The organism is Hydrogenophaga sp. L99 (assembly GCF_058731905.1).
This window is the reverse complement of sequence record NZ_CM178972.1, coordinates 1,864,046-1,889,590: the sequence shown is the minus strand read 5'-3', so window position 1 is coordinate 1,889,590 and position 25,545 is coordinate 1,864,046. Positions and strand designations below refer to the sequence as shown.

The 25,545-nt window shown below is 66.0% G+C and carries 17 protein-coding genes and 1 tRNA gene; 11 read left to right on the top strand and 7 right to left on the bottom strand.

All coding sequences use genetic code 11. The annotated features are described in order from the left end of the window. Positions 1–99: 99 nt before the first annotated feature. Positions 100–1,197, top strand: coding sequence for a quaternary amine ABC transporter ATP-binding protein (locus AC4QBL_RS09010; protein WP_472902276.1), 1,098 nt, complete (start codon positions 100–102; stop codon positions 1,195–1,197). A gap of 66 nt (positions 1,198–1,263) precedes the next feature. On the opposite strand, the gene AC4QBL_RS09005 is transcribed toward AC4QBL_RS09010, so the two are convergent. The 3 genes from AC4QBL_RS09005 to hpnE all read right to left on the bottom strand — a co-directional run bounded on the left by AC4QBL_RS09005 (position 1,264) and on the right by hpnE (position 5,783). After that, the gene (locus AC4QBL_RS09005) at positions 1,264–1,737 is read right to left on the bottom strand and encodes an SH3 domain-containing protein (RefSeq protein WP_472902277.1); all 474 of its coding nucleotides are present in this window, start codon (positions 1,735–1,737) and stop codon (positions 1,264–1,266) included. 209 nt (positions 1,738–1,946) lie between these two features. Next, positions 1,947–4,376, bottom strand: coding sequence for a Lon protease family protein (locus AC4QBL_RS09000; RefSeq protein ID WP_472907309.1), 2,430 nt, complete (start codon positions 4,374–4,376; stop codon positions 1,947–1,949). Positions 4,377–4,421: 45 nt separating this feature from the next. Beyond that, a complete protein-coding gene (gene hpnE, locus AC4QBL_RS08995) occupies positions 4,422–5,783 on the bottom strand; it encodes a hydroxysqualene dehydroxylase HpnE (protein WP_472907308.1) in 1,362 nt (453 codons plus the stop codon). 211 nt (positions 5,784–5,994) lie between these two features. Here hpnE and AC4QBL_RS08990 point away from each other — a divergent pair, with 211 nt between their 5' ends. After that, positions 5,995–6,312 carry a high-potential iron-sulfur protein gene (locus tag AC4QBL_RS08990; protein ID WP_472907307.1) on the top strand — a complete coding sequence of 106 codons (318 nt, stop codon included), beginning with the start codon at positions 5,995–5,997 and terminating at the stop codon, positions 6,310–6,312. Positions 6,313–6,357: 45 nt separating this feature from the next. Here the strand turns inward: AC4QBL_RS08990 and hpnD are convergent, their stop codons facing one another. Genes hpnD through hpnC form a run of 4 tightly spaced genes read right to left on the bottom strand, consistent with a single transcriptional unit; the run spans position 6,358 to position 12,494 of the window. Continuing rightward, positions 6,358–7,224 carry a presqualene diphosphate synthase HpnD gene (gene hpnD, locus AC4QBL_RS08985; RefSeq protein WP_472907306.1) on the bottom strand — a complete coding sequence of 289 codons (867 nt, stop codon included), beginning with the start codon at positions 7,222–7,224 and terminating at the stop codon, positions 6,358–6,360. A gap of 26 nt (positions 7,225–7,250) precedes the next feature. Then, positions 7,251–10,391, bottom strand: a complete 3,141-nt coding sequence (locus AC4QBL_RS08980) for an efflux RND transporter permease subunit (protein WP_472907305.1) — start codon at positions 10,389–10,391, stop codon at positions 7,251–7,253. Positions 10,392–10,403: 12 nt separating this feature from the next. Then, complete coding sequence (locus tag AC4QBL_RS08975) at positions 10,404–11,516, bottom strand: efflux RND transporter periplasmic adaptor subunit (RefSeq protein WP_472907304.1); 1,113 nt, start codon at positions 11,514–11,516, stop codon at positions 10,404–10,406. Between the two features lie 57 nt (positions 11,517–11,573). Next, positions 11,574–12,494, bottom strand: coding sequence for a squalene synthase HpnC (gene hpnC, locus AC4QBL_RS08970; protein ID WP_472907303.1), 921 nt, complete (start codon positions 12,492–12,494; stop codon positions 11,574–11,576). A gap of 208 nt (positions 12,495–12,702) precedes the next feature. Between hpnC and AC4QBL_RS08965 the strand changes: the two genes are divergently transcribed. The 9 genes from AC4QBL_RS08965 (at position 12,703) to tig (ending at position 25,468) form a co-directional block, all read left to right on the top strand. Continuing rightward, on the top strand, positions 12,703–13,815 hold the full coding sequence (locus tag AC4QBL_RS08965) for an efflux RND transporter periplasmic adaptor subunit (protein ID WP_472907302.1): 1,113 nt from the start codon (positions 12,703–12,705) through the stop codon (positions 13,813–13,815). Between the two features lie 8 nt (positions 13,816–13,823). Further along, positions 13,824–16,988, top strand: coding sequence for an efflux RND transporter permease subunit (locus AC4QBL_RS08960; RefSeq protein ID WP_472907301.1), 3,165 nt, complete (start codon positions 13,824–13,826; stop codon positions 16,986–16,988). 160 nt (positions 16,989–17,148) lie between these two features. Next, complete coding sequence (locus AC4QBL_RS08955; RefSeq protein ID WP_472907300.1) at positions 17,149–18,033, top strand: MurR/RpiR family transcriptional regulator; 885 nt, start codon at positions 17,149–17,151, stop codon at positions 18,031–18,033. Between the two features lie 42 nt (positions 18,034–18,075). Further along, positions 18,076–19,455: an aspartate aminotransferase family protein gene (locus tag AC4QBL_RS08950; RefSeq protein ID WP_472901443.1), complete on the top strand. Its 1,380-nt coding sequence runs from the start codon at positions 18,076–18,078 to the stop codon at positions 19,453–19,455. Between the two features lie 139 nt (positions 19,456–19,594). Beyond that, positions 19,595–20,569, top strand: coding sequence for a TAXI family TRAP transporter solute-binding subunit (locus AC4QBL_RS08945; RefSeq protein WP_472901444.1), 975 nt, complete (start codon positions 19,595–19,597; stop codon positions 20,567–20,569). A 107-nt stretch (positions 20,570–20,676) separates the two neighbouring features. Then, positions 20,677–23,253, top strand: coding sequence for a TRAP transporter permease (locus AC4QBL_RS08940; protein WP_472907299.1), 2,577 nt, complete (start codon positions 20,677–20,679; stop codon positions 23,251–23,253). Beyond that, positions 23,250–23,894, top strand: coding sequence for an aspartate/glutamate racemase family protein (locus AC4QBL_RS08935; RefSeq protein WP_472907298.1), 645 nt, complete (start codon positions 23,250–23,252; stop codon positions 23,892–23,894). The genes AC4QBL_RS08940 and AC4QBL_RS08935 overlap by 4 nt, the downstream gene beginning before the upstream one ends. A gap of 106 nt (positions 23,895–24,000) precedes the next feature. After that, positions 24,001–24,087 (top strand) — tRNA-Leu (locus tag AC4QBL_RS08930). Positions 24,088–24,157: 70 nt separating this feature from the next. Beyond that, the gene (tig, locus tag AC4QBL_RS08925; protein WP_472907297.1) at positions 24,158–25,468 is read left to right on the top strand and encodes a trigger factor; all 1,311 of its coding nucleotides are present in this window, start codon (positions 24,158–24,160) and stop codon (positions 25,466–25,468) included. Positions 25,469–25,545 lie beyond the last annotated feature (77 nt).

The following is a 25,545-nucleotide window of genomic DNA, read 5'->3' as shown; positions in this document are numbered from 1 at the left end:
CCAGCCGTCTGGCAGAGCCAGCCCGGCGGTGTCCTGGGCGGGGTCCGCTTCGCGTGACCCCGGGCAGGCCACCGCCACGTTTTTGAATAGGAGCCACTGATGCAAAACCCCCTACCCATTGCTGGACTGTCTGCCAGCCCGCAAGCTGCGCCTGCAGGTATTTCCATTCGCCACCTCTACAAGATTTTTGGCCCCACCCCCGACAAGTTTCTGGGAGCCGTGCAGCAGGGCATGAGCAAGCAGGAGCTGCGCGATGCGCACGGCCATGTGCTGGGCCTGCGCGACATCAACATCGACATGCCGGCGGGCGGCATTCAGGTGGTGATGGGCTTGTCGGGATCGGGCAAGAGCACGCTGATCCGCCACATCAACCGCCTGATCGACCCCACAGCGGGCGAGCTGCTGGTGCCGGTGGGTGGGCGCGAGGTGGATGTGGTGAAGATGAACCAGCGCGAGTTGCTGCGGTTTCGCCGCGAGCAGACCGCCATGGTGTTCCAGAACTTTGCGCTGTTTCCGCACTACACCGTGCTGGAAAACGCCGAATACGGCTTGCAGGTGCAGGGCATCAAGCACAAGAAACGGCGTGAAAGCGCCATGCGCTGGATCGAGCGTGTGGGCCTCAAGGGCTACGAAGACAGCTACCCCAACCAGCTCTCGGGCGGTATGCAGCAGCGGGTGGGCCTGGCCCGGGCGCTCACCAACGACGTGCCCATTTTGCTGATGGACGAGGCGTTTTCGGCGCTCGACCCGCTGATTCGCAGCGACATGCAAAGTGTGTTGCTCGACCTGCAGCAAGAGATCGGCAAGACGGTGGTGTTTATTACCCACGACCTGGACGAGGCCTTGCGCCTGGGCGACCGCATCGCGATCTTGCGCGACGGCGAGGTGGTGCAGCAGGGCACCGGGCAGCAGATTGTGCTGAAGCCGGCCAACGACTACATCGAGAGCTTTGTGCGCGATGTGAACCGCGGCCGCGTGATTCGCTCGCGCACGCTGATGGTGCCGGGCGCCCGCGTGGACGGGCCCGATGTGGACCCGAGCCTGGTGATTGAAGAAGTGGCCCGGCTGCTGAGTGCCGACAACAAGGAAGCTGCCAACGTGGTGACCAGCAAGGGCAAGCACCTGGGCACGCTGACCATGAGCGACATCATTGGCGCCATCGTGCCGCCCAACCCGGAGGCGGCGACGTCGGCCTGACAGGCCAGGGTTTCAAAAAAACGGCGGGCCTTTGATGCCCGCCGTTTTTTTGGGCGTGACTGCGGCTTACCAGCCCCAGAGCAGGGTCTTGGCGATCCAGCCGCCTGGGCCCTCGGCGCGCTCCACCCGCACCCAGTCGGCGCGTTTTTCGCGGGTCCGCAGCAGCTCACCGTAATCGGCCTTGCCAACCACGCGGTGCTGTGTGCCCGGTCCGCTGCGGATGTTGGCCACCTTGGCTTTCACGACGTGGTGCGGCGCGTTGCCTGTGAGCGAGCGCGCCACCCAGCCCGTGTCGCCTTCGAAATCGCGCACCTGCACCCAGGTGCCTTTGCGCTGGGTGATCTGCAGCGGGTACCCTTTTTTCAACTCCCACAAAACGGGCGCGTTGGTGCCCGGGCCGCTGCGCATGTTGAGGGTGGCACCGCTCACGCTGACCATCTGTTGAGCCGGCTGGGCCTGCGCCAGGGCGCTGGCGCTGAGGGCCGCGATGCACAAGCCTGCGGCGGCCAGGCGTTGTCGGGTGAGGGTGGTCCAGGTCATCGGTGGGGGCTCCTTTTCGCTCGGTTGAAAAAATCAAGCCTGTGGGAACACACCGAGCCCCAGAGGTTCCCCCCAGCAGCTCCTTATAGATCCGGCCCAGTGAAGTCTAAAGTCCGTTCGGGTTGAGCTTGTCGAAACCTTCCTTAGACATGGCACGAGCCCTTCGACAGGCTCAGGGCGAACGGTTGACACTTCATAAGGGCGAATCGTTAGTAGCGGGTGCGGCGCGCGCGGGTGCCGCCCCCGGCACGCTGGCAGGCCCGGCGGTAGGCCAGCAGGGTGTGGGCAGCGCGCCCCAGCACGCTGTCGGGCGCGTAGACCACCGGCTCGCCCGGTGCGGTGGGCAGGCCGGCGGCCATGCCGGTCATCAGCGCCAGGCCGTCTTGTACCCGCGCCGCGGTGTGGATGTGAAAGCGGCCCTGTGCCACGGCGTCCACCACGGCGGGGTCGAGCATCAGGTGGCGCAGGTTGCGCTCGGGAATCAGCACGCCTTGCTGGCCGTCCAGCCCGGCGGCCTCGCACACGCGAAACCAGCCCTCTATTTTTTCGTTGATGCCACCCACCGGCAGCACCTCGCCGTGCTGGTTGAGCGCGCCGGTGACGGCAATGCCCTGCAGCAGCGGCACACCCGCCAGCGAAGAAAGCACCGCAAACAGCTCGGCGCAAGAGGCCGAGTCGCCTTCCACCCCGTGGTATTCCTGCTCGAACACGATGGAGGCGTTGAGCGCCAGCGGCGCCAGGTGACCGAACAGGGCGGTCAGGTAGCTGTGCAAAATCAGCACGCCTTTGTCGTGGATGGGGCCGGACATCTCGACTTCGCGCTCGATGTTGAGCAGCCCCTGGTTGCCGGCGTGGGTGCGCGCGCTCACGCGCACCGGCAGGCCAAAGCGCCAGTCGCCCAGGTCGATCTGCGTCAGGCCATTGATCTGGCCGATTTCGCTGCCTTGGCAAGAAATGAGCTGCTCGCCGTCGGCAATGGACTCGCGCAGGCGCTGCTCGGGGTAGTCGTGGCGTAGGCGGCGCGCGGCCAGGGCGGCTTCCACGTCGGCGGCTTCCACGCGGCTGGCGGCGCGGGCGCGGCACAGTGCGGCGCTTTCGGCCACCAGCGCTTCGGTGCGTGCAAAGATGGCGCTCTGGCGGGCCTGGTCGTCCACCTCGCGGTGCGCGTCTTCCAGCAAGCGGGCCACGGCCGCTGCCGACAAAGGCGGCAGGCCGTGTTTGCGGCAGGTGTGGGCCACAAACACGGCGGTGGCCTGGCGCGTGTCGTCGGTGGCGGTGAAGCTTTCCGCAAAGTCCACCTTGACGCGAAAGCGCCGGGCAAATTCCGGGTCGCCTTCTTGCAGCGCGTAGTAGTGTTCCACCGACCCGATCAGGATGAGTTTGACTTCTGCGTCCACCGCCTCGGGCTGCAGCGACACGGCCGCCATGGGCATCAGCGCTGCGCCCGGTTCTTCAATTTGCACCCGCCCGCTGCGCAGGTAGCGGCGCATCTTTTCCCAGGCTTGCGGGTCGGTGAGCAGGTCGCGCAGGTGCAGCAGCAAAAAGCCGCCGTGGGCCTTCAGCAGGCTGCCGGCGCGCACGCGCGAAAAGTCGGTCATCAACACATCTTCTTCGGCCTGGTATTCGATGCTGCCAAACAGCGCGTGCGTGACCGGGTTGTCCTCCACGATCACCGGCGCGCCGCCCAGGCCACTGTTGTCCACCACCACATTGACCTGGTAGCGCATCAGCAGTTGCTCCAGCGCGGCCAGGCGCTGTTCGTCGTCCTCTTCTTGCACGATGAAGAGTTCGATGTGTTCCAGCACGTCGTGCAGCACGCGGTCGAGGTAGTGACCAAGCTTCACCGAGTCCTTGATCTGCTTTTTCAGGCTGACCCGGATTTCCTGCAGCTCATGGTCGAGCAAGGGCTTGGCCACCTGGCGGCGCAGCGCGGCCAGGCCTTCGTTCATCACGCGGGCCATGGGGCGGGTTTTGTCCAGAAATTGCGTGATCTGTTCGCGCAACTCGGTTTCGGCCTGGTCCACTTCGGCGCGGCGTTCGCGCGACAGGCTGTGGGCTTCTGCGGCGGTGAGCGCGTTGCCGCTGTCGCCCATGAGGGTGAACACCAGGTGGCCTTCTTCGCGAAACAGGTGAAAGTGGCGCGCCTCGGCAAATGCCTCCAGCGCCGCAAAGGCGCGCGATTCTTCGCTCTTGTAGGTGTTTTCTATCCGGTCGCTCTCGGCCTTGAAGTCCTCGCTGTCCAGGCGCAGCGGCACGTCGCGCTGCAGCGTTTTGCACAGCTGCTGCATCAGCTGGCGCAGCTGGCGCCCCTGGCCGGGCGGCATGCGCAGGGCGCGCGGGCGCTCGGGTGCGTCGAAGTTGTGCAGGTAACACAGGTCGGGCGGCACTGGCCGGCTGGCGGCCACACTGTGCGCCAGTTCGCGCAGCAGAGTGGAGCGGCCGCTGCCCACCTCGCCAAGCACAAACAGGTGGTAGTCGGGCTGGTCCATGGCCATGCCAAAGCGGGCGGCCTTCTCGGCGCGCTCCTGGCCGATCCAGGGCACCGGTTGTGCCAGCAGTTCGGCGGTGTCTTGAAAACCCAGCGTGGCCGGGTCGATGGTCAGCCGAAGCTGTTGGGGTTGGAGCGGGGTGGTGGGCATAGCCACCCTTCTAACGCGGTGCCCAGGTTCCGCGGTTGATGCCGATCAAAGTTGTCGCACGGCGGCCAAGCCGCTGCGCACCGCGCCTTCGAGCGTGGCAGGGTAGGGCCCGTCCACATAGTCGCCCGCCGCCCACAAACCGGGCGCAATGGCCTGGGCCGGGCGCTGCAGGCCGGGTGTGCAGGCAAATGTGGCGCGTTTGTCCACCACGGTTTGCAGGGCTTGCAGGTTGGAAACACCCAGCTGTTGCGCCGCTTGTTGCAGCACACGGGCTTGCAGCTCGTCGCGCTCGGCTTCGCTGGCGCTGATGACAAACGCCAGCACCCCCTGGGCGCTGGTGTCGTGTGAGTTGAGCTGGCCGCGGTCAAATACAAACTGGGCCGGCGCGGCCTGGGCATTGGGCTCGGCGCGCAAGGCCAGCATGGGGGACGCCAGGCGCACACCGGGCGCCCAGGCATAGACCGTAGTGATGGCGGTGAACGCGAGCGCGTCGGCGGTGTTGGCCCAGCGGTGCAAGGCCTCGGCCATGTCGGGTGCTTCGGCTTGCGCGCTGTGGGCGGCGCCGCGCAGGGCCTGGGCAGCGGGGCTGGCGGCGGTGGCCCACACCACGCGGTCAAAACACGTTTGCCAGCCGCTGCCCTGCAGCTGCCAGCCGCCGGCCTGTGGCTGCAGGCCCAGCACCCGGGTGCCCAGGCGCAGCCGGGCGCGGCCGCCATGTTGCGCTTGCAGCCACTGCGCGGCGGCGTTGGGCAGCAAGGTGCTCAGGTCGGTGCGCGGCAGCAGCAGGCTGGATGCAGCCCAGCCGCCAAACCCGGCGCCAAACAGCGCGTCGTGCATGACGCGCAGAAACACCTGGGCGCTGGCCTGCGCGGCCGGCAGGTTGAGCGCGGACACACACAGCGGCTCAATCAGCTCGTCCATCACGCGCTGGGGCAGCGCTGCACACAGGCGGGCCACGGTGAGCTGCGGCGCGCAGGCAAACCCGGTGCGTTGCCAGCCCAGCGAAGCACGAACCAGCGCCCAGCGCTCGCGCCAGCGCCAGCCACGCGCCGTGGCAATGGCGGCCACCGCGTCCAGCGGCGCGGGCCAGCGCACTGCCCAGCGGGGTGTTTGCAGGCCGGTGCCATCGGGGTAGGGCAGGGCCAGCGGCAGGCACAGCAGCGCGCTGGCGGGCGCCATGCCCACGCGCTGCATCAGCGCCAGTGTCTCTGTGTAGGCGCCAATCAAAATGTGCTGGCCGTTGTCCAGCGTGAGCGCCACGCCGTCGGGCCGCTGCGCGGGCAGCGCACGGGCGCGCCCACCCAGTGTGCGGGTGGCTTCAAACAGCGTCACGTCCCAGCCTGCGGCTGCGGCCTCGACGGCCGCCGCCACACCGGCCCAGCCGGCTCCGACGATGGCCACTTTCATCGTGAATTCCCCGCTCGGTACAGCGGGTACAGGGTGTCGGCTGGGTTCTTCATGGCAGTGAGGTGCTTTGGCGCAAGTGTACGCAGCCCCCACCCCCGCGCGTCTGGGGCGCCCGCTGAACCGAACAGACCGTTGCCGGCCTTAAGTAGGCGTTAATGTCCAGGACGCATCATTCATTGTGCAATTTCGCAACCACTTTCAAAGGTTTTCAATGATGCGTTCCACCCGTCGTGTGTTCATGATGCAAGTCGCTGCCGGCAGCGCTCTGCTGGCCGCCGCAACCGCCCAGGCTCAGGGGGCTCCGCTCGTGAATGAGAAAGACGCGCAGGCGGTTTCTCTGGGCTATTTGGCCGACACCACCAAAGTCGACGGCAAAAAGTACCCCAAGCATGCTGCGGCCCAAAAGTGCAGCAACTGCATGCTGTACACAGGCAAGGCCAGCGACGCCTCCGGTCCTTGCGGCATCTTCCCGGGCAAGGCCGTGGCCGGTAACGGCTGGTGCAGCGCTTACGTGAAAAAGCCGGGCTGATTCCCCGCCGCACGGACGGGCCAGCCCCACCGGGGGGCGCCCGTCCTACAGCCGGCCCAGCGCCTGCACCTTCCAGGCCAGCCAGAACTTGCGCAGCGGTGTCAGGCTCACCCGCTGGGTCAGCACCAGCGCGGGGTCGGCGGCAATTTCCTGCAGCAGCGTGCGGTAGATGCTGGCCATCATCAGGCCGGGTTTCTGGCTGCGGCGATCGGCTTCGGGCAGCATGGCCAGGGCTTCTTCGTAGGTGCGCAGGGCGCGCTCACACTGAAACTGCATCAGCGCGGTGAAGCGGCGCTGAAAGTCGACGGCGTCGGTGCCAGGCGCTTTGCCGCGCTTGAGCAGTTCGTGGGCTTTCACGTCAAAGCGTTGCAGCTCGTTCACGGGCAGGTACACACGCCCGCGGGTGGCGTCTTCGCCCACGTCACGGATGATGTTGGTGAGCTGAAACGCCAGGCCCAGGCGGTGGGCAAACGCGGTTGTCTCGGGCTGGGTCTGGCCGAAAATGCGGGCCGCCACTTCACCCACCACGCCGGCCACCAGATGGCAATATTGCTGCAGGTTGGGAAAGTCGAAATAGCGGTTCTGGTCCAGGTCCATCTGACAACCGTCAATGACGGCCAGCAGGTGACGCGCTTCGATGCCAAACGGGACGGTGTGCGGCATCAGGGCTTGCATCACCGGGTGGCTGGGCTCGCCGGCAAAGGCTTTGGCGACTTCGCTGCGCCACCAAGCCAGCGTGGTTTGCGCCACGCCGGGGTCGCTCACTTCGTCCACCACATCGTCCACCTCGCGGCAGAAGGCGTAAAACGCCGTGATGGCCGCGCGCCGCTCGGGTGGCAAAAACAGGAAGGCGTAATAAAAGCTGCTGCCCGAGGCCGCGGCTTTTTGCTGGACGTAGTCTTGTGGATTCATGGGCTCTCTGAGTGTAATCAGCCCGATCAAACGGGTTCCGCGCGCAATGCTTTGCCGGCCTTGCGCGGCCGCATGAACGCCAGATACAGCAGCGGCACCACAAACAGGGTGAGCACGGTGGAAAACGCCAGGCCCCAGACGATGCTGGCCGCCACCGGCCCCCACAGCAGGCTTTGGCCGCCGATGCCAAAGGCCAGCGAAAACAGGCCGCCGATGGTGGTGGTGGTGGTGATGAGAATGGGCACCACGCGCCGGCGCGATGCCTGGATGATGGCGTGGATGGTGCTCATGCCGCGCTGCATGCGGTCGTTGGCCGCGTCAATGAGGACGATGGCCGAGTTGACCGCAATGCCGGTGAGCGCAATCACGCCATACAGCGTGTAGAGCGACAGCGGGTTGCTGGAAATGGCCAGACCAAAGGCCACACCGGTGAAGGCCAGCGGCACGGTGACCAGGATCATCATGGGCTGCCAATAGCTCTTGAACTGCGCTGCCAGGATCAGGTAAATGATGCCCACGCCCAGCAAAAACAGCTGCTGCATGGCGGCCAGGCTTTCTTCAATATCTTCAAGCTCGCCCGAAAAGTCCAGGTCCACGCCAGGGTGCTGCGCGCGGATGCCTTCCCAGCCGGCCTTGATCTGGTCGTTGGCCACTTTCGTGTCGGTGATTTCTTTGTCCAGATTGGCTTCCACCGTGGTGGTGCGGCGCAGGTTGTAGTGGCGGATGAAGCCGCGCCCGGGTGCGGCTTCGGCTTGCACCAGGGCGCCCAGGCGGGTGGTCTGGCCGTTGGGCAGGGCAATCGGTTCGTCCAGCAGGCTGGCCGGGTCCACGCGCAGATCGCCCTGGCCGCGCAGCGCCTGGTCGGAGCGCACGCGCAGCTCGATCTTGTCGCCCTCGTCGCGGGTGAAGGCCACCACCTCGCCGTCCACCGCCAGGCGCACCAGGCGCGCCACCTGGGCGGCGCTCAGGCCAGCGTCGCGCAGGGCGTCGCGGTCCAGCCGCAGTTGCAGCTGGGCGCGCCCGGGCAGGTTGTCGTCTTGCACATCTTTGGCGCCGGGCACCGCGGCCACGATGGTTTTCAGCGCGTCGGCGGCGGCCTGTATCTGGTCGAAGTCGTCGCCGCGCACCTTCACGCTGATGGCCTTGCCCGCGGGCGGGCCACCCGAGAGCACGGTGAAGCTCTTGCGGCCCGGGCCGCTCAGGCTTTCAATGCGCTGGCGCATGTCTTCCACCACCTGCTGCACGTCGCGCGAGTCGTCGGTGCGCGGGTTGAGCGACACAAACACCTGGCCGTACAGATCGCCGTACACCGGCTCGGTCTCGGTGAACTTCAAGCCGGCGGTGGACGTGACAGCGCGTGCTTCGCCGTCCAGCCCCACGCCGCGCAGCTGCTCGCGCACGGCCGCTTCCACGCGCTGGGTTTCGGTCAGCGTGTCTTCCAGCGACGCGGTTTGCGGCATGTCCACGTTGACGTAGAACGCCCGGATCGGGTCGAAGGCAAAGAACTGCACCCGGATCACGCCCGTGGCCAGCAGCGCCACCGCCGCCGCCACCGCCAGGCTGCTCACCAGCGCCGAGCGCTTGGGCCGGCGCAGCACATAGCCCAGCGCCTGGCCGTAGCGCAGGCGAATGCCCCGGTTGAAGCGCTCGCGCCAGGCTTGCACCCGCGAGGGCCGGTCAAAGCGCACGCCAATGGCGCTCACGTGCACCGGCATCATCCAGAACGCTTCGATGAGCGAAATGGCCAGCGCCAGCGTGACCACAAACGGAATGACAAACATGAACTTGCCGATGATGCCGGGCAGCAGCATGAGCGGCAAAAACGCGGCCATGGTGGTGGCTACCGAGGCCAGCACCGGTTTCCACACCTCGCCAATCGCATCCAGGCTGGCGGCCAGCGACTCTTGTCCGCGCTGCATGCGGTAGTAAATGGATTCGACGACCACCACCGCGTCGTCCACCAGCATGCCCAGCGCGATCACCACGCCCAGCAGCACCGACACGTTGACCGTGTAGCCCATGGCCGAGAGCACGGCGAAGGTGCCGAGCAAAGAGAACGGAATGCCCAGCGTGACCAGCAGCCCGATGCGCCAGCCCAGAAAAGCCCAGCACACCGCCAGCACCATGAGCATGCCCACCAGGGCGTTGGTTTGCATCACGTTGATGGCGTCGCGGGTGGGCACGGTCTGGTCGTCGGTCAGCACCAGTTGCAAGCCAGAGGCGGCGAGCACGCTGTTCTGGCTGGCCAGGTAGGCGTTGAGCCGGTCCACCAGTTCCAGGGTGTTGGTGCCCGACTTTTTTGTGACCGCCAGCGACACGGCCGGCTGGCCGTTGGAGGCCGCGTATTGCGAGGCCGGGGCGCGGGCGCGCTCGATGCGCGCCACCTCGCCCAGCCGGGCCGACACGCCGGGGCGCATGCTGGATGCGACGGGCAGGCCTTCCAGCGCCTGCGGGTCGGTGAGCACGCCCTTGACGCTGATGGACCAGGCACCGTTTTGCGTTTTCAGGGTGCCGCCCGAGGTGTCGCGCCACCAGGCCGACACCGTGTCGGCCACGTCAGACGCCAGCAGCCCGCGCGCGGCCAGGGCCTGGGCGTTGGGGCTGATCAAAATTTCGGGCTCGCGCAGGCCCGATGCAAACACCTGGTCCACGCCACCCATGCGCTCCAGGTCGTCTTTGATGCGCCGCGCGTTCAGGCGCAGGGTTTCGTCGTCGGCCTGGCCCAGCAGCATCAGCGCGGCGGTGGGGAAGCCGTTGCTGGTGGTGATCTCCAAAATCAACGGGTCGCGCGCTTCGCGGGGCAGCTCGCTGGCGGCTTTGTTTTGAATCTCGCGGCGCAGGTCGGCCATGCGCTTGTCAAAGGTGCGCTCGTTGATTTCGCGGAACCGCACCAACAGGCTGGCCACGTTTTCGCGCGAATTGCTGATGACAAAGCGCACGTCGGCCACGCCCTTGATGCCGTCTTCCAGCGGGTTGGTGATGAGGCGTTCCACCTCTTCGGCGCTGGCGCCGGGCAGCACGGCGGTGACGCTGACCCAGTTGAAGTTGATCTCCGGGTCTTGCTCGCGGGGCATGGTGTTGTAGCTCACCAGACCGAGCAGCAGCACCACCACAAAAGCGATGTTGGCCAGCGGGTGGTTGGTGAGCAGGGCGCGCATGAATTTCATAAGTGCTCCGGCTTATTGGCTGGCGGCCTGCGCGTCGATGGCCTGGCCGTGCTGCAGCGCCGCCTGGCCGCGCACGATCAGCAGTGTGTCGGCCGGCAAGGCCACGGCGCTGGCGCGGCCTTCTTGTGCGCCGGGCAGGGGCACGAAGCGCGCCGTCGCCTGGGCGCCGCTGCCTTGCTGCACAAACACACCCAGCCCGTTGGGGCGACGCACCATGAGGCCCGGCGGCAGGTGCGGAGCGGCTTCTTTCCAGCGCAGCGTGCCGCTGGTGCCGGCGGCGGGCGCGCTGGCGGGTGCGGTGAACGCGAGGCGTGCGGCCTGGGTGCGGGCGGGCGCGGTGACGGTGGGGGCCACGCGCAGCAGGCGCACGGTGTGGCTGGCGCTGGGGGTTTCAAAGCGCGCGGTGCGGGCGGCGCGCAGCCCGGCCACGTCCGTCGGGCTCAGGGTGGTGGCCAGCTCAGCGGGGCCGCTGTCGGTGAGCACATACAACACGCTGCCGGGCGCCACGGCTTCGCCGGTTTGCGCCAGGCGCTCGGTCACGCTGGCGTCAAACGGGGCGCGCAGCGTGGTCTTGCCGAGCTGGCGCTGGGCGGTGGCCAGCTGGGCCCGGTTGGCGCTGGCTTCGGTTTGCAGCAGCGCCACCTCGGTTTCGCGCTGGGCCAGCGCTTCTTGCGAGTAAAAACCCTGCGCCACCAGTTCGCGCGAGCGCTGCAACTGCGCCTGTGCCAGCTTCAGGCGGGCGTTGCTCGCGTCCAGCGCGGCCTGGGCGCGCTGCACGCTCAGCTCGGCGTCGCGCGGGTCAATCTGGGCCAGCACCTCGCCGCGCTTCACGGCGGCGCCCACATCGGCGGTCCAGCGCAGCAGGGTGCCCGCCGTCTCGGCCGACAAGCGCGACACGTTGCGCGCCACCACGCTGGCTGGGGCCTCGCGCTCGGGCTGCACCCACACGCTGTCCAGCCGGGCCACGCCCACGCTGGCGCGGGCCGGGCTGCTGGCCACTGGCGCGGCGGTGGTGGTTTGGGCCCAGGCGCTGTTCATGCCCAGTGCCAGGCTGAGCGCGAGGGCGCTCCACAAGGCGGACCGAAGCACAAGCGCGCTAAAAGGACGGGTTGGGTGTGTTGTCATGGGGCATTCCTGAAGGCGGTTTTTTTGGGGCGTCGGGTGGCAGGGCGCGCAGCTGGGTCACATCCACAGCGCGCGCCAGAGCAGGCGCGGCACATCGGTTTTGCTCAGCGTGGGACGGGTTTGCCAGGTGCGGTGCTCGGCCGCGGCGCTGGCGTCGAGTATGCGCAGCCCGCCTTGCACCACCAGGCGCAGTTCCCAGCCGGCGCGCCCGGGCACGCGGCGTGCCAGTGGTGCGCCCATCTGCATCAGGCCGCGGGCGTGGGCGCAGAGCTCGGTCACCACGGCCTGCTGGGCGCTGGGGTGGTTCTGGGGTACGTTGGCCGTGGGGTGAAAAAAGTCATCTACCTGCAGGCCCTGGCGTTGCAGAGCGTCGGTCGGCAGGTAGACCCGGCCCCGGGGCAGATCCACGCTGATGTCTTGCCAGAAATTGATGAGTTGCAGGGCGCTGCAGATCTGGTCGCTTTGCTGCAGCGACACCGCGTCTTGCACGCCATACAGGTGCAGCAGCAGGCGGCCCACCGGGTTGGCAGACAGGCGGCAATAGTCGAGCAGCTCGGCGGTGCTGGCGTAGCGGTGGCCGCTGGCGGTGTAGCGCACATCTTGTTCAAAGGCACTGAGCAGGTCGTGCAGCAGGGCGGTAGGCAGGGCGTGTTGCGCCACCGCTTGCGCAAGTGGGCCAAACACGCCGGCCCAGCGCCCTGGCGCTGCCGCCCCACCCAGGCAGGCATTCAGCGCGTCGCGGTAGGCGGCCAGCTCAGTCAGGCGCTGCTCGGCGGTCGCATCACCTTCGTCTGCCAAGTCGTCGGCCGTGCGGGCAAAGTGGTAGATCGCCATGATGGCCGGGCGCAGATGCTTGGGGCAGAGCACCGACGCCACCGGAAAATTTTCGTAATGCGCCACTTGTGCCGATAAAGGGGCCCCGGCCACGTGGTGGGTTGCCTGCGTGCCGGGTGTCGGGGTCTGTAAGGGTTCGGACATGTGGGGCGTGCGCTGCAAGTGGGGTGGCTGGGCATGAGAGTTTGACAGGCGCCAGTGCCGACGATTGCACTACAATTTTGCTTACTAACCAGTCAGTCATTAATTTAACTGACCAGAAGAAGCGGCTTATGACCAAGCTGTTGGCTCGAAACGCCGGCGCTTGGGGCTTGGCCGAGCCTCCATTTCACCACCGCTGTTCACCGTTGCCATGAAAACACTGCATTTTGTCCTCATCATGACCGCCGCACTGGCTCTGGCGGCCTGCTCGCGCCCCGAAGCGCCGCAGGAGCCGGTGCGCTCCGTCAAACTGCTCACGGTGAGCGCCGGGGTGATGGGTGCTCAGAGTGAATACGCCGGCGAGGTGCGCGCCCGCAACGAATCGCGGCTGGGCTTTCGGGTGGGTGGCAAGCTGGTGCAGCGCCCCGCCGAGGTGGGGCAGCGCGTGGTGGCGGGCCAGTTGCTGGCCCAATTGGACGCGCAAGATTTCGCCCTGGCCAACCAGGCGGCCCAGGCGCAGGTGAGCGCGGCACAAACCCAGCGCGACCTGGCTGCGGCCGACCTGAAGCGCTTCACCGACCTGAAGGCGCAGGGCTTTGTGAGCGGTGCTGAAATTGAACGCCGCCAAGCCACGCTGCAGGCGGCCAACGCCACGCTCAAGCAAGCGCAGGCCCAGGGCGCCGTGCAGGGCAACCAGGCCAGCTACACCCGTTTGGTGGCCGACGCCGCGGGCGTGGTGCTGGCGGTGGAGGCCGAGGTGGGCCAGGTGGTGGCTGCGGGCACGCCGGTGGTGCGCTTGGCGCGCGACGGTGCGCGCGACGTGGTGGTGGCGGTTCCCGAAGACCGGCTGGCACAGCTGCGCACCGGGCAGGCCGCGCAGGTGCGTCTGTGGGCGGGCGCGGGTGTGCCCGTGGCCGCTGCACCGCTGCAGGCCAGCGTGCGTGAGGTGGCGGCCAGTGCCGACCCGGTGACCCGCACCTACCAGGTCAAGCTGGCTTTGCCCGAAGGCGCGCAGGTGCCGCTGGGTGCCACGGCTTACGTGGCGTTTGCATGGGCTGGGGCTTCGGCGCCAGCGGTGGTGAAGCTGCCCACCAGCGCGCTGATGCGCTCGGAGGCGGGCGCTCCGTCCACCACCTCGGTGTGGGTGTTTGACGCGGCCACCAGCACGGTGCAACCACGCCCGGTGGTGGTGGCTGGGGCCGACGGCAATGAGATGGTGATTGCCAGCGGCCTGCAGCCGGGCGAAGAGGTGGTGGCCGCGGGCGTGCACGTGTTGCAGCCGGGCCAGAAGGTGACGCGTTTTGCTGGCGCCGCCACACAGTGAGGCCCGGAATGAACCTGACCACGCCACCGGCTACCGCAGCCCCGTCGACCTGGGTGTCGCGCTTCAACCTCTCGCAATGGGCGCTGGACCACCAGGCCCTGACCCGCTATTTGATGATCGTGCTGATGCTGTTGGGCGTGGCCGCCTACTTTCAGCTCGGCCAGGACGAAGACCCGCCGTTCACCTTTCGCGCCATGGTGGTGCAGGCCTATTGGCCCGGCGCCACCGCCCAGCAAATGGCCGAACAGGTGGCCGACCGGGTGGAAAAGACGCTGCAAGAGGTGCCTTATGCGGACAAGATCCGCAGCTATTCCAAGCCCGGCGAAGCGCTCATCATCTTTCAATTGAAGGACAACGCGCCCGCCAGCAACGTGCCGCAGACCTGGTACACCGTGCGCAAAAAAATCGGCGACATGCGCGGCACGCTGCCGCCGGGCGTGGTGGGGCCGTTTTACAACGACGAGTTTGGTGATGTGTATGGCGTGATCTACGCCTTGCAGGGCGAAGGCTTTTCGCCGGCCGACAAAAAGCTGGTGGCCGACGATGTGCGCCAGCGCCTGCTGCGTGTGAAAGACGTGAACAAGGTCGAGTTGTTTGGCGTGCAAGCCGAAAAGCTTTACGTCGAAGTCTCCATGAAACGCCTGGCCACCCTGGGGCTCGACCTGCCGCAGGTACTGGCTGCGCTGGGGCAGCAAAACACGTTGGAGTCCGCTGGCGCGGTGCAGGCACCGCAAGACGTGGTGCAGGTGCGGGTGGCGGGGGCCTTCACCTCGGTGGAGCAATTGCGCGCCATGCCCATCCGGGCGGCCAATGGCCGGCAGCTGCGCCTGGGCGACATCGCGCAGATCGGGCTGGGCTACGCCGATCCGCCACAGGTGATGGTGCGCCACAACGGCCAAGACAGCATTGCCCTGGGCATTTCCATGGCCAAGGGGGGCGACATCATTGCGCTGGGCAAGGCCCTGAAAACCACGGTGACCGAGATCGAAGCCGCCTTGCCCGCCGGTATGGCGCTGGTGCAGGTGCAAGACCAGCCCGCCGCCGTGACGCGCTCGGTCAACGAGTTCGTCAAGGTGCTGATTGAAGCGGTGGTGATTGTGCTGGCGGTGAGCTTTCTGGCGCTGGGCCTGCACAAGCGCGAAGGTGGGCGGGGCTTGCGCCGCTATACGCTGGACATGCGCCCCGGTCTGGTGGTGTTCATCACCATTCCGCTGGTGCTGGCCATTACCTTTCTGGCCATGCAGTACTGGGGCATTGGGCTGCACAAAATTTCGCTGGGCTCGCTCATCATTGCGCTGGGCTTGCTGGTGGACGACGCCATCATTGCGGTGGAAATGATGGTGCGAAAGCTGGAAGAGGGCTACACCATGATGCGCGCCGCCACCTTCACCTGGGAGGCCACGGCCATGCCCATGCTGACGGGCACGCTCATCACCGCAGCGGGCTTTCTGCCCATCGGCATGGCCAATTCCACCGTGGGTGAGTACACCTTCGCCATTTTTGCGGTGACGGTGATTGCGTTGGTCCTGTCCTGGATCGTGGCGGTGTTTTTTGTGCCCTACCTGGGTGTGAAACTGCTCAAGGTGAAGCCCCACGTGGGCGCTGCCGACGAGGTGTTTGACGGTCCGTTTTACGACCGCTTCCGGGCCACGGTGGACTGGTGCGTGCAACACCGGTGGATCACCATTGGTCTGACGATCGGCACCTTTGTGCTGGGCATCGTGGGCATGGGCCAGGTGCAGCAACAGTTTTTCCCCGACTCTAGCCGTCCCGAGATCATGGTGGACGTGTGGTTGCCCGAGGGCAGCAGCATGGCCGCCAACGACGAAGTGACGCGCCGGGTGGAGGCCCGCCTGGCGGCAGAGCCGGGCGTGACGAGCGTGAGCACCTGGGTGGGTTCGGGTGTGCCGCGTTTCTATTTGCCGCTGGACCAGATTTTTCCGCAGACCAACGTGTCGCAGATGATCGTGTTGCCGCAAGACCTGAAAACCCGTGAGCGCCTGCGCAAGGCCCTGCCCGAGCTGCTGGCCACCGAATTCCCCGAGGTGCGCGGGCGCGTGAAGCTGCTGCCCAACGGCCCGCCGGTGCCGTACCCGGTGCAGTTTCGCGTGGTCGGCACCGACCCCACCGTGCTGCGTGGCCTGGCCGACGAGGTGAAAGCCGCCGTGCGCGCCAGCCCCAACATGCGCGGCGTGAACGACAACTGGAACGAGTCGGTGAAGGTGCTGCGCCTGGAAGTGGACCAGGCCAAGGCGCGCGCGCTGGGCGTGAGCAGCCAGTCCATCGCGCAGGCCGGGCGCACCTTGCTCAGCGGCAGCAATGTGGGCCAATACCGCGATGGCGACAAGCTGATCGACATCGTGTTGCGCCAACCCTTGAACGAGCGCGACGCCATCTCCAGCCTGGCCAATGCCTACCTGCCCACCGCCAGCGGCCAGAGCATTCCACTGTTGCAGATTGCGCGCCCCGTGTTTGACTGGGAACCCGGCGTGATCTGGCGCGAAAACCGCGACTACGCCATCACCGTGCAAGGCGATGTGGTGGAAGGCAAACAAGGTGCGACCGTGACCGCCGAGCTGTTGCCAGCGCTCAAAGCCATTGAAAGCGGTTGGGCACAGCGGGGCCTGGGTGCTTACCGGGTGCAGGTGGCTGGTGCGGTGGAAGAAAGCAGCAAGGGCTCGTCGTCCATTGCGGCGGGCATTCCCATCATGTTGTTCATCACCTTCACGCTGCTCATGCTGCAGTTGCAAAGCTTCAGCCGTTCGCTGCTGGTGTTCATCACCGGCCCACTGGGCCTGGCCGGTGTGGCCGGCGCGCTGTTGTTGCTGAACCGCCCGTTTGGCTTTGTGGCGCTGCTCGGCGTCATTGCGCTCATGGGCATGATCCAGCGCAATTCGGTGATTTTGATCGACCAGATCGAGCAAGACCGCAGCCGTGGCGTGCCGGCCTGGGACGCGGTGGTGGAATCCGCCGTGCGCCGCATGCGGCCGATCGTGCTCACCGCCGCCGCCGCGGTGCTGGCCATGATCCCGCTGTCGCGCAGCGTGTTTTGGGGCCCGATGGCCGTGGCCATCATGGGCGGCCTGATCGTGGCCACCGTGCTCACGCTGCTGGCGCTGCCCGCCATGTACGCGGCCTGGTTCCGTGTGAAACGCGAGCCGCAACCGGCCTGAGCGGGCTGCGGCCGCTGAAGCCCGCCCGATCTGTCGGTTGTGACGGATCGGGCGGGCTTTTTTGCGCCGGTATGGGGCTGCGGCGCTGTTTCAAAAAGCTTGACTTGAAACGAGTGAATCAATATTATTTACTTGATTCAAGTGTTTCGATTTCAACCGCGTGCCCTACCGCCAACTCATCCAGCATCTGGACAGCCACTTTGATGCCCTGAGCCCCGAACTGCAGCGGGCGGCCCGCTGGGTGCGGGCGCACCCGGCCGAGCTGGGCTTGCAGTCCATGCGGCAGTCGGCGCGGGCCGCCGGTGTGGCGCCCGCCACCATGACGCGGCTGGCCCAGGCGCTGGGCCTGGGCGGGTTTGACGCCATGCGCCGCCCCGCCATGGCGGCGTTTGCGCGCTCGGTGGGCGAACAGGGCAGCGAACCCATGAGCACCGCGGGGGACGCGCTTGAGCCCTTTCGGGAGCAGCCCGCGCTGGCCCGTGCCCAGGCGGGTAACCTGGCTTCGGTGGCGGTGCACAACCCTGCGCCCAGCCTGGCCGCCGCCGCGCAGCGCATCTTGCAGGCGCGCAGCGTGTTGTTTCTGGGGCTGCGTGCCAGCTTTGGCACGGCCTACCACCTGCACTACACCTGCGATTGGCTGCGCCCCGGCACCGCCCTGGCGACCGACCCCGGTGGCGCCTGGGCTGACCGACTGGCCGCGCTGGAACCCGCCGACCTGCTGGTGGCGGTGAGCCAAGCCCCCTACACCGTGCACACGGTGGAAGCGGTGCAGCAAACCGCTGCCCGCGGTGTGCCGGTGCTGGCACTGACCGACAGCGCACTCTCGCCTCTGGCCCGCGCCGCCACGCAAAGCCTGTTGTTTGACGCCGCATCGCCCGCCTTCTTCCATTCCATGACCGGCGCCCAGGCCCTGGCCGAAACCCTGATGCAGGCCGTGGCCGAGCAGGGCGGTGAAGCGGTCGTGCAGCGGCTGGCCCAGCGCCAAAAACAGCTGCAGACAGCCCGCGTGTATTGGGACAAGCCCGGCCCGCTCGGTCGGCTCTGACGTGATCAACCTCGCCGCTTTTTTCCACTTTTTTGCCGAACCATGAACGCACCCACCCCCCTCGCCGCCGTCCAGCCCGACGCCACCCATGTGTTTCACCGCCAGTTGCACCACGGCCTGCCCGTGGCCGTCAGCGGGCAGGGCATTGCCATCACCGACGCCAGCGGCAAGGTCTACCTGGACGCTTCGGGTGGTGCTGCGGTGTCGTGCCTGGGCCATGGCCATCCCGACGTGATCGCGGCCATGCACGCCCAGATTGACCAGCTCTCCTACGCCCACACCAGTTTTTTCACCACCGCCGTGGCCGAAGAGCTGGCGGACTTGCTGATCGACACTGCGCCCGCCGGCATGAGTCACGTCTATTTCGTCAGCGGCGGCTCTGAAGCGGTGGAGGCGGCGCTGAAAATGGCGCGCCAATACTTTGTGGAAATCGGCCAACCCCAGCGGCGCCATTTCATCGCTCGGCGCCAGAGTTACCACGGCAACACCCTGGGGGCGTTGGCCGTGGGCGGCAACGCCTGGCGGCGCGAGCAGTTCAAGTCGATCCTGATCGACGTGACCCATGTGGCGCCGTGTTACGAATACCGCGACCGCCGCAACGACGAAACCGGCGAGCAATACGGTCAGCGCCTGGTGGCCGAGTTGTCGGCCGCCATTGACGAGCTGGGCGGCGAGAACGTGATGGCCTTTGTGGCCGAAACGGTGGGCGGCGCCACGGCCGGTGTGCTCACGCCGGTGCCGGGCTACTTCAAAGGCGTGCGCGAGCTGTGCGACCGCCACGGCATTTTGTTGATCCTGGACGAGGTGATGTGCGGCATGGGCCGCACCGGCACGTTGCATGCGTGCGAGCAAGAGGGCGTGGTGCCCGACCTGCTCACCATTGCCAAGGGCTTGGGCGGCGGCTACCAGCCCATTGGCGCGGTGCTGGCGCAGGGCCGTCTGGTGGATGCGTTTCGCCAAGGCAGCGGCCTGTTTCAACACGGCCACACCTACCTGGGCCATGCGGTGGCGTGCGCGGCCGCGCTGGCGGTGCAGCGCGTGATCCAGCGCGATGGCCTGCTGGCCCAGGTGCGCGAGCGTGGGCAGCAACTGCAGGGGCTGCTGCAACAGGCTTTGGGTGACCACCCCAACGTGGGCGATATCCGCGGGCGCGGTCTGTTCTGGGGCGTTGAGCTGGTGGCTGATCGGGCCAGCAAACAGTGGATCGACCCGGCCCACAAACTCCATGTTCGGATCAAGCGCGAGGCCATGGCCGAGGGCTTGATGGTCTACCCCATGGGCGGCACGGTGGACGGCCGGTGCGGTGACCACATCTTGCTGGCGCCGCCTTTCATCAGCACGCCCGATGAGCTGGCACAGATCGTTGAGCGGCTGAAACGGGCGCTCAACCGCTCGTTGGCCGCTGTGGGTGTGGGATCATAAAAATAATGCATAGAGTTTCAGGGTAAACACGAGGGGATATCGTTCAGGCTTACATGGAGCTTGCGATACCATCACCAGTCTTGGGCCACAAGCCCGTTTATTTCCGTAATCACGCAGTCCACTGCAGGAGTTGTTCGAGATGAAGAAAATCACCGCATATCTGAGCGCTGTTGCCGCCGCTACCGCCATGCTGGCACCCGTGGGTCAGGCCCAGGCCCAGCAAAAGTTCATGACCATCGGCACCGGTGGCGTGACCGGCGTTTACTACGCTGCCGGCGGCGCCATTTGCCGTCTGGTGAACAAAGACCGCGCCAAGCACGGCTTCCGTTGTTCGGTGGAATCCACGGGCGGTTCCGTGGTGAACATCAACACCATCAAGGCCGGTGAGCTCGACTTCGGCGTGTCCCAGTCGGACGTGCAATACAACGCCTTCAACGGCGCCAAGCAGTTCGAAAAAGACGGCAAGCACACCGACCTGCGCGCGGTGTTTTCCATCCACCCCGAGCCCTTCACCGTGCTGTCGCGCAAAGAAGCCAACATCACCAAGTTTGACGACCTGAAGGGCAAGCGCTTCAACGTCGGCAACCCTGGCTCCGGCACCCGCGCCGCCATGGACGAGTACCTGGCCAGCAGCGGTGGCAAGATCAGCGACTTCGGTCTGGCTGCCGAGCTGAAGGCCGACGAACACGGTGCCGCTTTGTGCGACAACAAGATCGACGGTTTCATCTACGGCGTGGGTCACCCCAGCGCCAACATCCAGGACCCGATCACCACCTGCGGTGCCAAGCTGGTGCCCATGACCGGCCCAGCGGTGGACAAGCTGGTGAAAGCCAACAGCTACTACGCCAAGGTCAACATCCCTGGCGGCCTGTACGCCGGCCACCCCAACCCCACGCCCACCTACGGCGTGCTGGCCTCGTTTGTGACGTCGGCCAAGGTGTCCGACGCGGCGGTGTACGAGCTGGTCAAGGCTGTGTTTGAAAACTTCGACGAGTTCAAGAAGCTGCACCCTGCGTTTGTCGGCCTCGATCCCAAGAACATGATCAAGGACGGCCTGTCGGCTCCGCTGCACCCTGGTGCCGTGAAGTACTACAAGGAAAAAGGCTGGATGTAATTGCCTGCCGATTGCTGAGGTCCAACCGGACTGATGCCGCAAAAAAGCTCTGACTCGTCAGGGCTTTTTTGTTGGCCCCTCACAAAAAACACAACGCATAGGTCTGCATGAAAACCCAAACCGCACCCGAGGTTGACGTCAACCAACTGGTTGCCGACAACGACACCGGCGGCCGCGCACCCGGCCCCTGGATGAGCCGCATGCTGCTGGCCGTGGCACTGGCTTGGTCCGTGTTCCAGCTCTGGATCGCCTCACCGCTGCCGTTCAGCCTCGGCATTCTGGTGTTCAACGACACCGAAACCCGCGCCATTCACCTGGGCTTTGCGGTGTTCCTCTCTTACATGGCGTACCCCGCGTTCAAGCGATCGCCGCGCGCCTATGTGCCCATCACCGACTGGGTGTTTGCGCTGGTGGGCACCTTCTGCGCCACCTACCTGTTCATCTTTTACAGTGAACTGGCCACCCGCCCGGGCCAACCCACGCCCATGGACGTGTACACCGGCGCGGTCGGTATCGTGCTGCTGCTGGAAGCCACACGCCGCGTGCTGGGCTTGCCCATGGTGATCGTGGCGCTGGTGTTCCTGGGTTACACCTTTGGCGGGGCCTACATGCCCGACATGATTGCCCACCGGGGTTTCTCGCTCAACCGTGCCATGAGCCACCAGTGGCTCACCACCGAAGGCGTGTTTGGCGTGGCGCTGGGCGTGTCCAGTGGCTTCATCTTTCTGTTCGTGCTGTTTGGCTCGCTGCTGGACAAGGCCGGTGCTGGCAACTACTTCATCAAGTCGGCCTTTGCCTTGCTGGGCCACATGCGTGGCGGCCCGGCCAAGGCGGCGGTGCTGTCGTCGGCGGCCACCGGCATCATTTCCGGTTCGTCGATCGCCAACGTTGTGACCACCGGCACCTTCACCATTCCGCTCATGAAGCGGGTGGGCTACCGGCCCGACCAGGCCGGCGCGGTGGAAGTGTCAAGCTCGGTGAACGGCCAGATCATGCCGCCGGTCATGGGCGCTGCCGCCTTCCTGATGGTGGAATACGTGGGCATCCCCTACATCGAGGTGATGAAGCACGCCTTCTTGCCCGCCATCATTTCCTACATTGCCTTGCTCTACATCGTCCACCTGGAGGCGCTCAAGGCCAACATGGTGGGCCTGCCACGCCGGGGCAACGCCACGGCCGGCTCGCGCCTCATGTCGTTTGCCATGACCGTGGCCGGTTTCATCGTGCTGTCGGGCGCGGTGTACTGGGGCATCGGCTGGATCAAGACCGTCATGGGCGACGCCGCCGTCTGGGTCGTGGGTGCGGGCCTGTTGGCTGCCTATGTGGGCCTGCTGTGGTTTGGCGCCAAGCAGCCCGCCCTGGAGCTGGACGACCCCAACGCGCCGGTGTTTGAACTACCCGAAACCGGGCCTACCGTGAAGTCGGGGCTGCATTACCTGCTGGCCGTGGTGGTGCTGATCTGGTGCCTGATGGTCGAGCAGATGTCGCCAGGCCTCTCAGCCTTCTGGGCCACCCTGTTCATGATCTTTGTCATGGTCACGCAAAAGCCCATCATCGCCGCGTTTCGCGGCCAGGGTAGGCTGGGTGCTGCCACCCGCCAAGGCTTTGCCGATCTGATCGATGGCCTGGCCACCGGTGCGCGCAACATGATCGGTATTGGCGTGGCCACGGCGGCGGCCGGCATCATCGTCGGCACCGTGTCGCTCACTGGTGTCGGTCTGGTCATGACCGAGCTGGTGGAACTGTTGTCGGGTGGCAACCTCATGCTCATGCTGATTCTGGTGGCGGTCATCAGCCTGATTCTGGGCATGGGCTTGCCCACCACCGCCAATTACATCGTGGTGTCCACTCTCATGGCACCGGTGGTGGTGGAGCTGGGCGCCCAGAGCGGCCTGATCGTGCCGCTGATTGCGGTGCACCTGTTCGTGTTCTATTTCGGCCTCATGGCCGACGTGACGCCGCCGGTGGGTCTGGCCTCGTTTGCCGCGGCGGCCATTGCGCGCGCCGACCCCATCAAGACCGGTATCACCGCCTTTTACTACAGCATGCGCACGGCCATCCTGCCGTTTCTGTTCATCTTCAACACCCAGTTGCTGTTGATGGGGTTGACCGGGCCCTTGCACCTGATCCTCACTGTGGTCAGTGCCACGGTGGCCATGCTGGTGTTTGCGGCGGCCACCCAGGGCTATTTCCTCGTTAAGTCGCGCTGGTACGAAACCGTTGCCCTGCTGCTGATCACCTTCACTCTGTTCCGTCCTGGTTACTGGTGGGACATGCTGTACCCGCCGTTTGACGAAGTGCCCGCTGCCCAGATGACAGGGCTGATCGAGCAAGCGCCGGCCGGTTCGGGCAAGCGCGTCTGGATCGAGGGCATGAACATGAATGGCGATGACATCCGCAAAGGCGTGTTGCTGCCCCTGGGCGAGCCCGGCGCGGCACGCGAGCGCCTGGCCAGTTCGGGCCTTACCGTGATGGCGCAAGGCGATGAGCTGCTGATCGCTGCTGTGAAGTTTGGCAGTCCCGCTGAAAAACTCGGCATCGAGCAGGGCTACCGCATCGTGTCGGCGGAGGTGCCGTCCGATCGACCTGCCAAGGAGTGGTTGTACCTGCCAGCCCTGGCCTTGTTGTTGCTGGTGATGGGCCTGCAGCGCAGCCGTCAGAAGCGACAGGGCGCCGCGGCATGACGCGCATCGCGCTCATACACGCGCTGGCGCACTCGGTGGCGCCCATCAACGATGAGCTGGCGAGCACATGGCCGCAGGCCCAGCGCATGAATCTGCTGGACGACAGCCTGTCCGCCGACTTGGCGAGATCAGCGCAAGGCCTGGACGCAGCCATGCACCAGCGTTTTGAAGCCCTGGCCGCCTACGCCGAGGGCACAGGCGCACAAGCCATTCTGTTCACTTGCTCGGCCTTTGGGCCTTGCATTGAAGCGGTGGCCGCGCGCCGGTCTCACATGCCCGTGCTCAAACCTAACGAGGCCATGGTGGCCGAGGCGGTTGCGCACGGGGGACGGATCGGTTTGATCGCGTCCTTTGCGCCCACGCTGGCTTCCATGCCGCCCGAGTTTCCAACCGGCACCGCGCTGGCCACCGCCATGGCCGAAGGCGCGCTGCAGGCCCTGAACGAAGGCGATACCGCGCGGCACGATGCCTTGGTGGTGGAGGCGGCCCAGGCGCTCGCCCGCCAGGGTTGTCAGGTGATTGCGTTGGCGCAGTTCAGCATGGCGCGTGCACAGGCCGCCGTTCAGCAGGCCGTGGGTCTGCCGGTGCTCACCACGCCGGGCAGCGCGGTGCGTGCCTTGCGCCAGCGGCTGGCCTTGTGAGCCGGGCGGTGGTGGCCACAGCGGCTACAATCTAGGGTTGCCGCAAAGCGGGCACACTGCAGACAGCGCCTTAGGGGCGCCATGCAAGAAATACCGCTCACAGGACGCGCGGGTGGCGAAATTGGTAGACGCACCAGGTTTAGGTCCTGACGTCCGCAAGGATGTGGGGGTTCGAGTCCCCCCCCGCGCACCACCTCACAGACGAACAGACATCCCGGGTCGGCCAGGCAGGCTGGTTGACCGACACTCTTTTGGAGAAAACCATGACCGTGAACGTTGAAACCCTTGAGAAGCTCGAGCGCAAGATCACGCTGACGCTGCCGGCCGAAGTGATCCAGAGCGAAGTATCCAAGCGCCTCAAGCGCCTGGCTCGCGACGTCAAGATGGACGGTTTCCGTCCCGGCAAAGTGCCGATGAACGTGGTGGCCCAGCGTTACGGCTACTCCGTGCACTACGAAGTCATGAACGACAAAGTGGGCGAAGCCTTCGCCACTGCCGCCAACGAAGCGCAGCTGCGCGTGGCTGGCCAGCCCAAGATCACCGAAAAAGAAGAGGCGCCCGAAGGCCAGCTGGCCTTTGACGCGGTTTTCGAGGTGTACCCCGAAGTCAAAATCGACGACCTGACCACCGCCGAAGTGGAAAAAGTCAGCGCCGACGTCAACGACGCCGCCATCGACCGCACCCTGGACATCCTGCGCAAGCAGCGCCGCACCTTTGCGCAGCGCGCGCAAGACCAGGCCGCCCAAGACGGCGACCGCGTCACCATCGACTTCGCTGGCAAGATCGACGGCGAGCCGTTTGAAGGCGGCAAGGCCGAAGCCTTCCAGTTCATCGTTGGCGACGGCCAGATGCTCAAGGAATTTGAAGACGCCGTGCGCGGCATGAAGTCGGGTGAGTCCAAGACCTTCCCGCTGGCTTTCCCTGAGGACTACCACGGCAAAGACGTCGCCGGCAAAACGGCCGACTTCCTGGTCACCGTCAACAAGATCGAAGCCGCTCATCTGCCCGAAGTGGACGATGCCCTGGCCGCCTCGCTGGGCATTGCCGACGGCACGGTGGACGGCTTGCGCGCTGACATCAAGAAAAACCTGGAACGCGAAGTGAAGTTCCGTTTGCAGGCGCGCAACAAACAGGCTGCCATGGACGCCCTGGCCGCCAAAGCCGAGCTGGACCTGCCGAAGTCGGTGGTGCAAGCCGAACTCGACCGCCTGGTGGAAGGCGCCCGCGCCGACCTGAAGCAGCGCGGTGTGAAAGACGCCGACAAGGCGCCGATTCCTGACGACCTGTTCCGCCCTCAAGCCGAGCGCCGTGTGCGTCTGGGCCTGGTGGTGGCTGAATTGGTGCGCGCCAACGAACTGCACGCCAAGCCCGAGCAGATCAAGGCCCACATCGAAGAGCTGGCCGCTTCGTACGAAAAGCCGGCCGACGTGGTGCGCTGGTACACCGGCGACAACCGCCGCATGGCCGAGGTGGAAGCCATCGTGATCGAAAACAACGTGACCGAATTCGTTCTGTCCAAAGCCAAGATCACCGACAAGTCGGTCAGCTTCGAAGAGCTGATGGGCCAGGCCTGATCGGCTTGGGCCGCTTCGTGGTCGGTGCGTGAGCACGGGCCCGATGAACGGTTTGGCGAGTGTGGCAGCAATGCCCA

Excerpts from the sequence above, each read along its gene's own strand:
- hpnD (WP_472907306.1), bottom strand. The coding sequence starts at position 7,224 with ATGAATCCACAAGACTACGTCCAGCAAAAAGCCGCGGCCTCGGGCAGC.
- AC4QBL_RS08990 (WP_472907307.1), top strand. The coding sequence starts at position 5,995 with ATGATGCGTTCCACCCGTCGTGTGTTCATGATGCAAGTCGCTGCCGGC.
- AC4QBL_RS09000 (WP_472907309.1), bottom strand. The coding sequence starts at position 4,376 with ATGCCCACCACCCCGCTCCAACCCCAACAGCTTCGGCTGACCATCGAC.
- AC4QBL_RS08975 (WP_472907304.1), bottom strand. The coding sequence starts at position 11,516 with ATGACAACACACCCAACCCGTCCTTTTAGCGCGCTTGTGCTTCGGTCC.
- tig (WP_472907297.1), top strand. The coding sequence starts at position 24,158 with ATGACCGTGAACGTTGAAACCCTTGAGAAGCTCGAGCGCAAGATCACG.
- hpnC (WP_472907303.1), bottom strand. The coding sequence starts at position 12,494 with ATGTCCGAACCCTTACAGACCCCGACACCCGGCACGCAGGCAACCCAC.
- AC4QBL_RS08965 (WP_472907302.1), top strand. The coding sequence starts at position 12,703 with ATGAAAACACTGCATTTTGTCCTCATCATGACCGCCGCACTGGCTCTG.
- AC4QBL_RS08980 (WP_472907305.1), bottom strand. The coding sequence starts at position 10,391 with ATGAAATTCATGCGCGCCCTGCTCACCAACCACCCGCTGGCCAACATC.
- AC4QBL_RS09010 (WP_472902276.1), top strand. The coding sequence starts at position 100 with ATGCAAAACCCCCTACCCATTGCTGGACTGTCTGCCAGCCCGCAAGCT.
- hpnE (WP_472907308.1), bottom strand. The coding sequence starts at position 5,783 with ATGAAAGTGGCCATCGTCGGAGCCGGCTGGGCCGGTGTGGCGGCGGCC.
- AC4QBL_RS08950 (WP_472901443.1), top strand. The coding sequence starts at position 18,076 with ATGAACGCACCCACCCCCCTCGCCGCCGTCCAGCCCGACGCCACCCAT.
- AC4QBL_RS08940 (WP_472907299.1), top strand. The coding sequence starts at position 20,677 with ATGAAAACCCAAACCGCACCCGAGGTTGACGTCAACCAACTGGTTGCC.
- AC4QBL_RS08935 (WP_472907298.1), top strand. The coding sequence starts at position 23,250 with ATGACGCGCATCGCGCTCATACACGCGCTGGCGCACTCGGTGGCGCCC.
- AC4QBL_RS08960 (WP_472907301.1), top strand. The coding sequence starts at position 13,824 with ATGAACCTGACCACGCCACCGGCTACCGCAGCCCCGTCGACCTGGGTG.
- AC4QBL_RS08945 (WP_472901444.1), top strand. The coding sequence starts at position 19,595 with ATGAAGAAAATCACCGCATATCTGAGCGCTGTTGCCGCCGCTACCGCC.
- AC4QBL_RS09005 (WP_472902277.1), bottom strand. The coding sequence starts at position 1,737 with ATGACCTGGACCACCCTCACCCGACAACGCCTGGCCGCCGCAGGCTTG.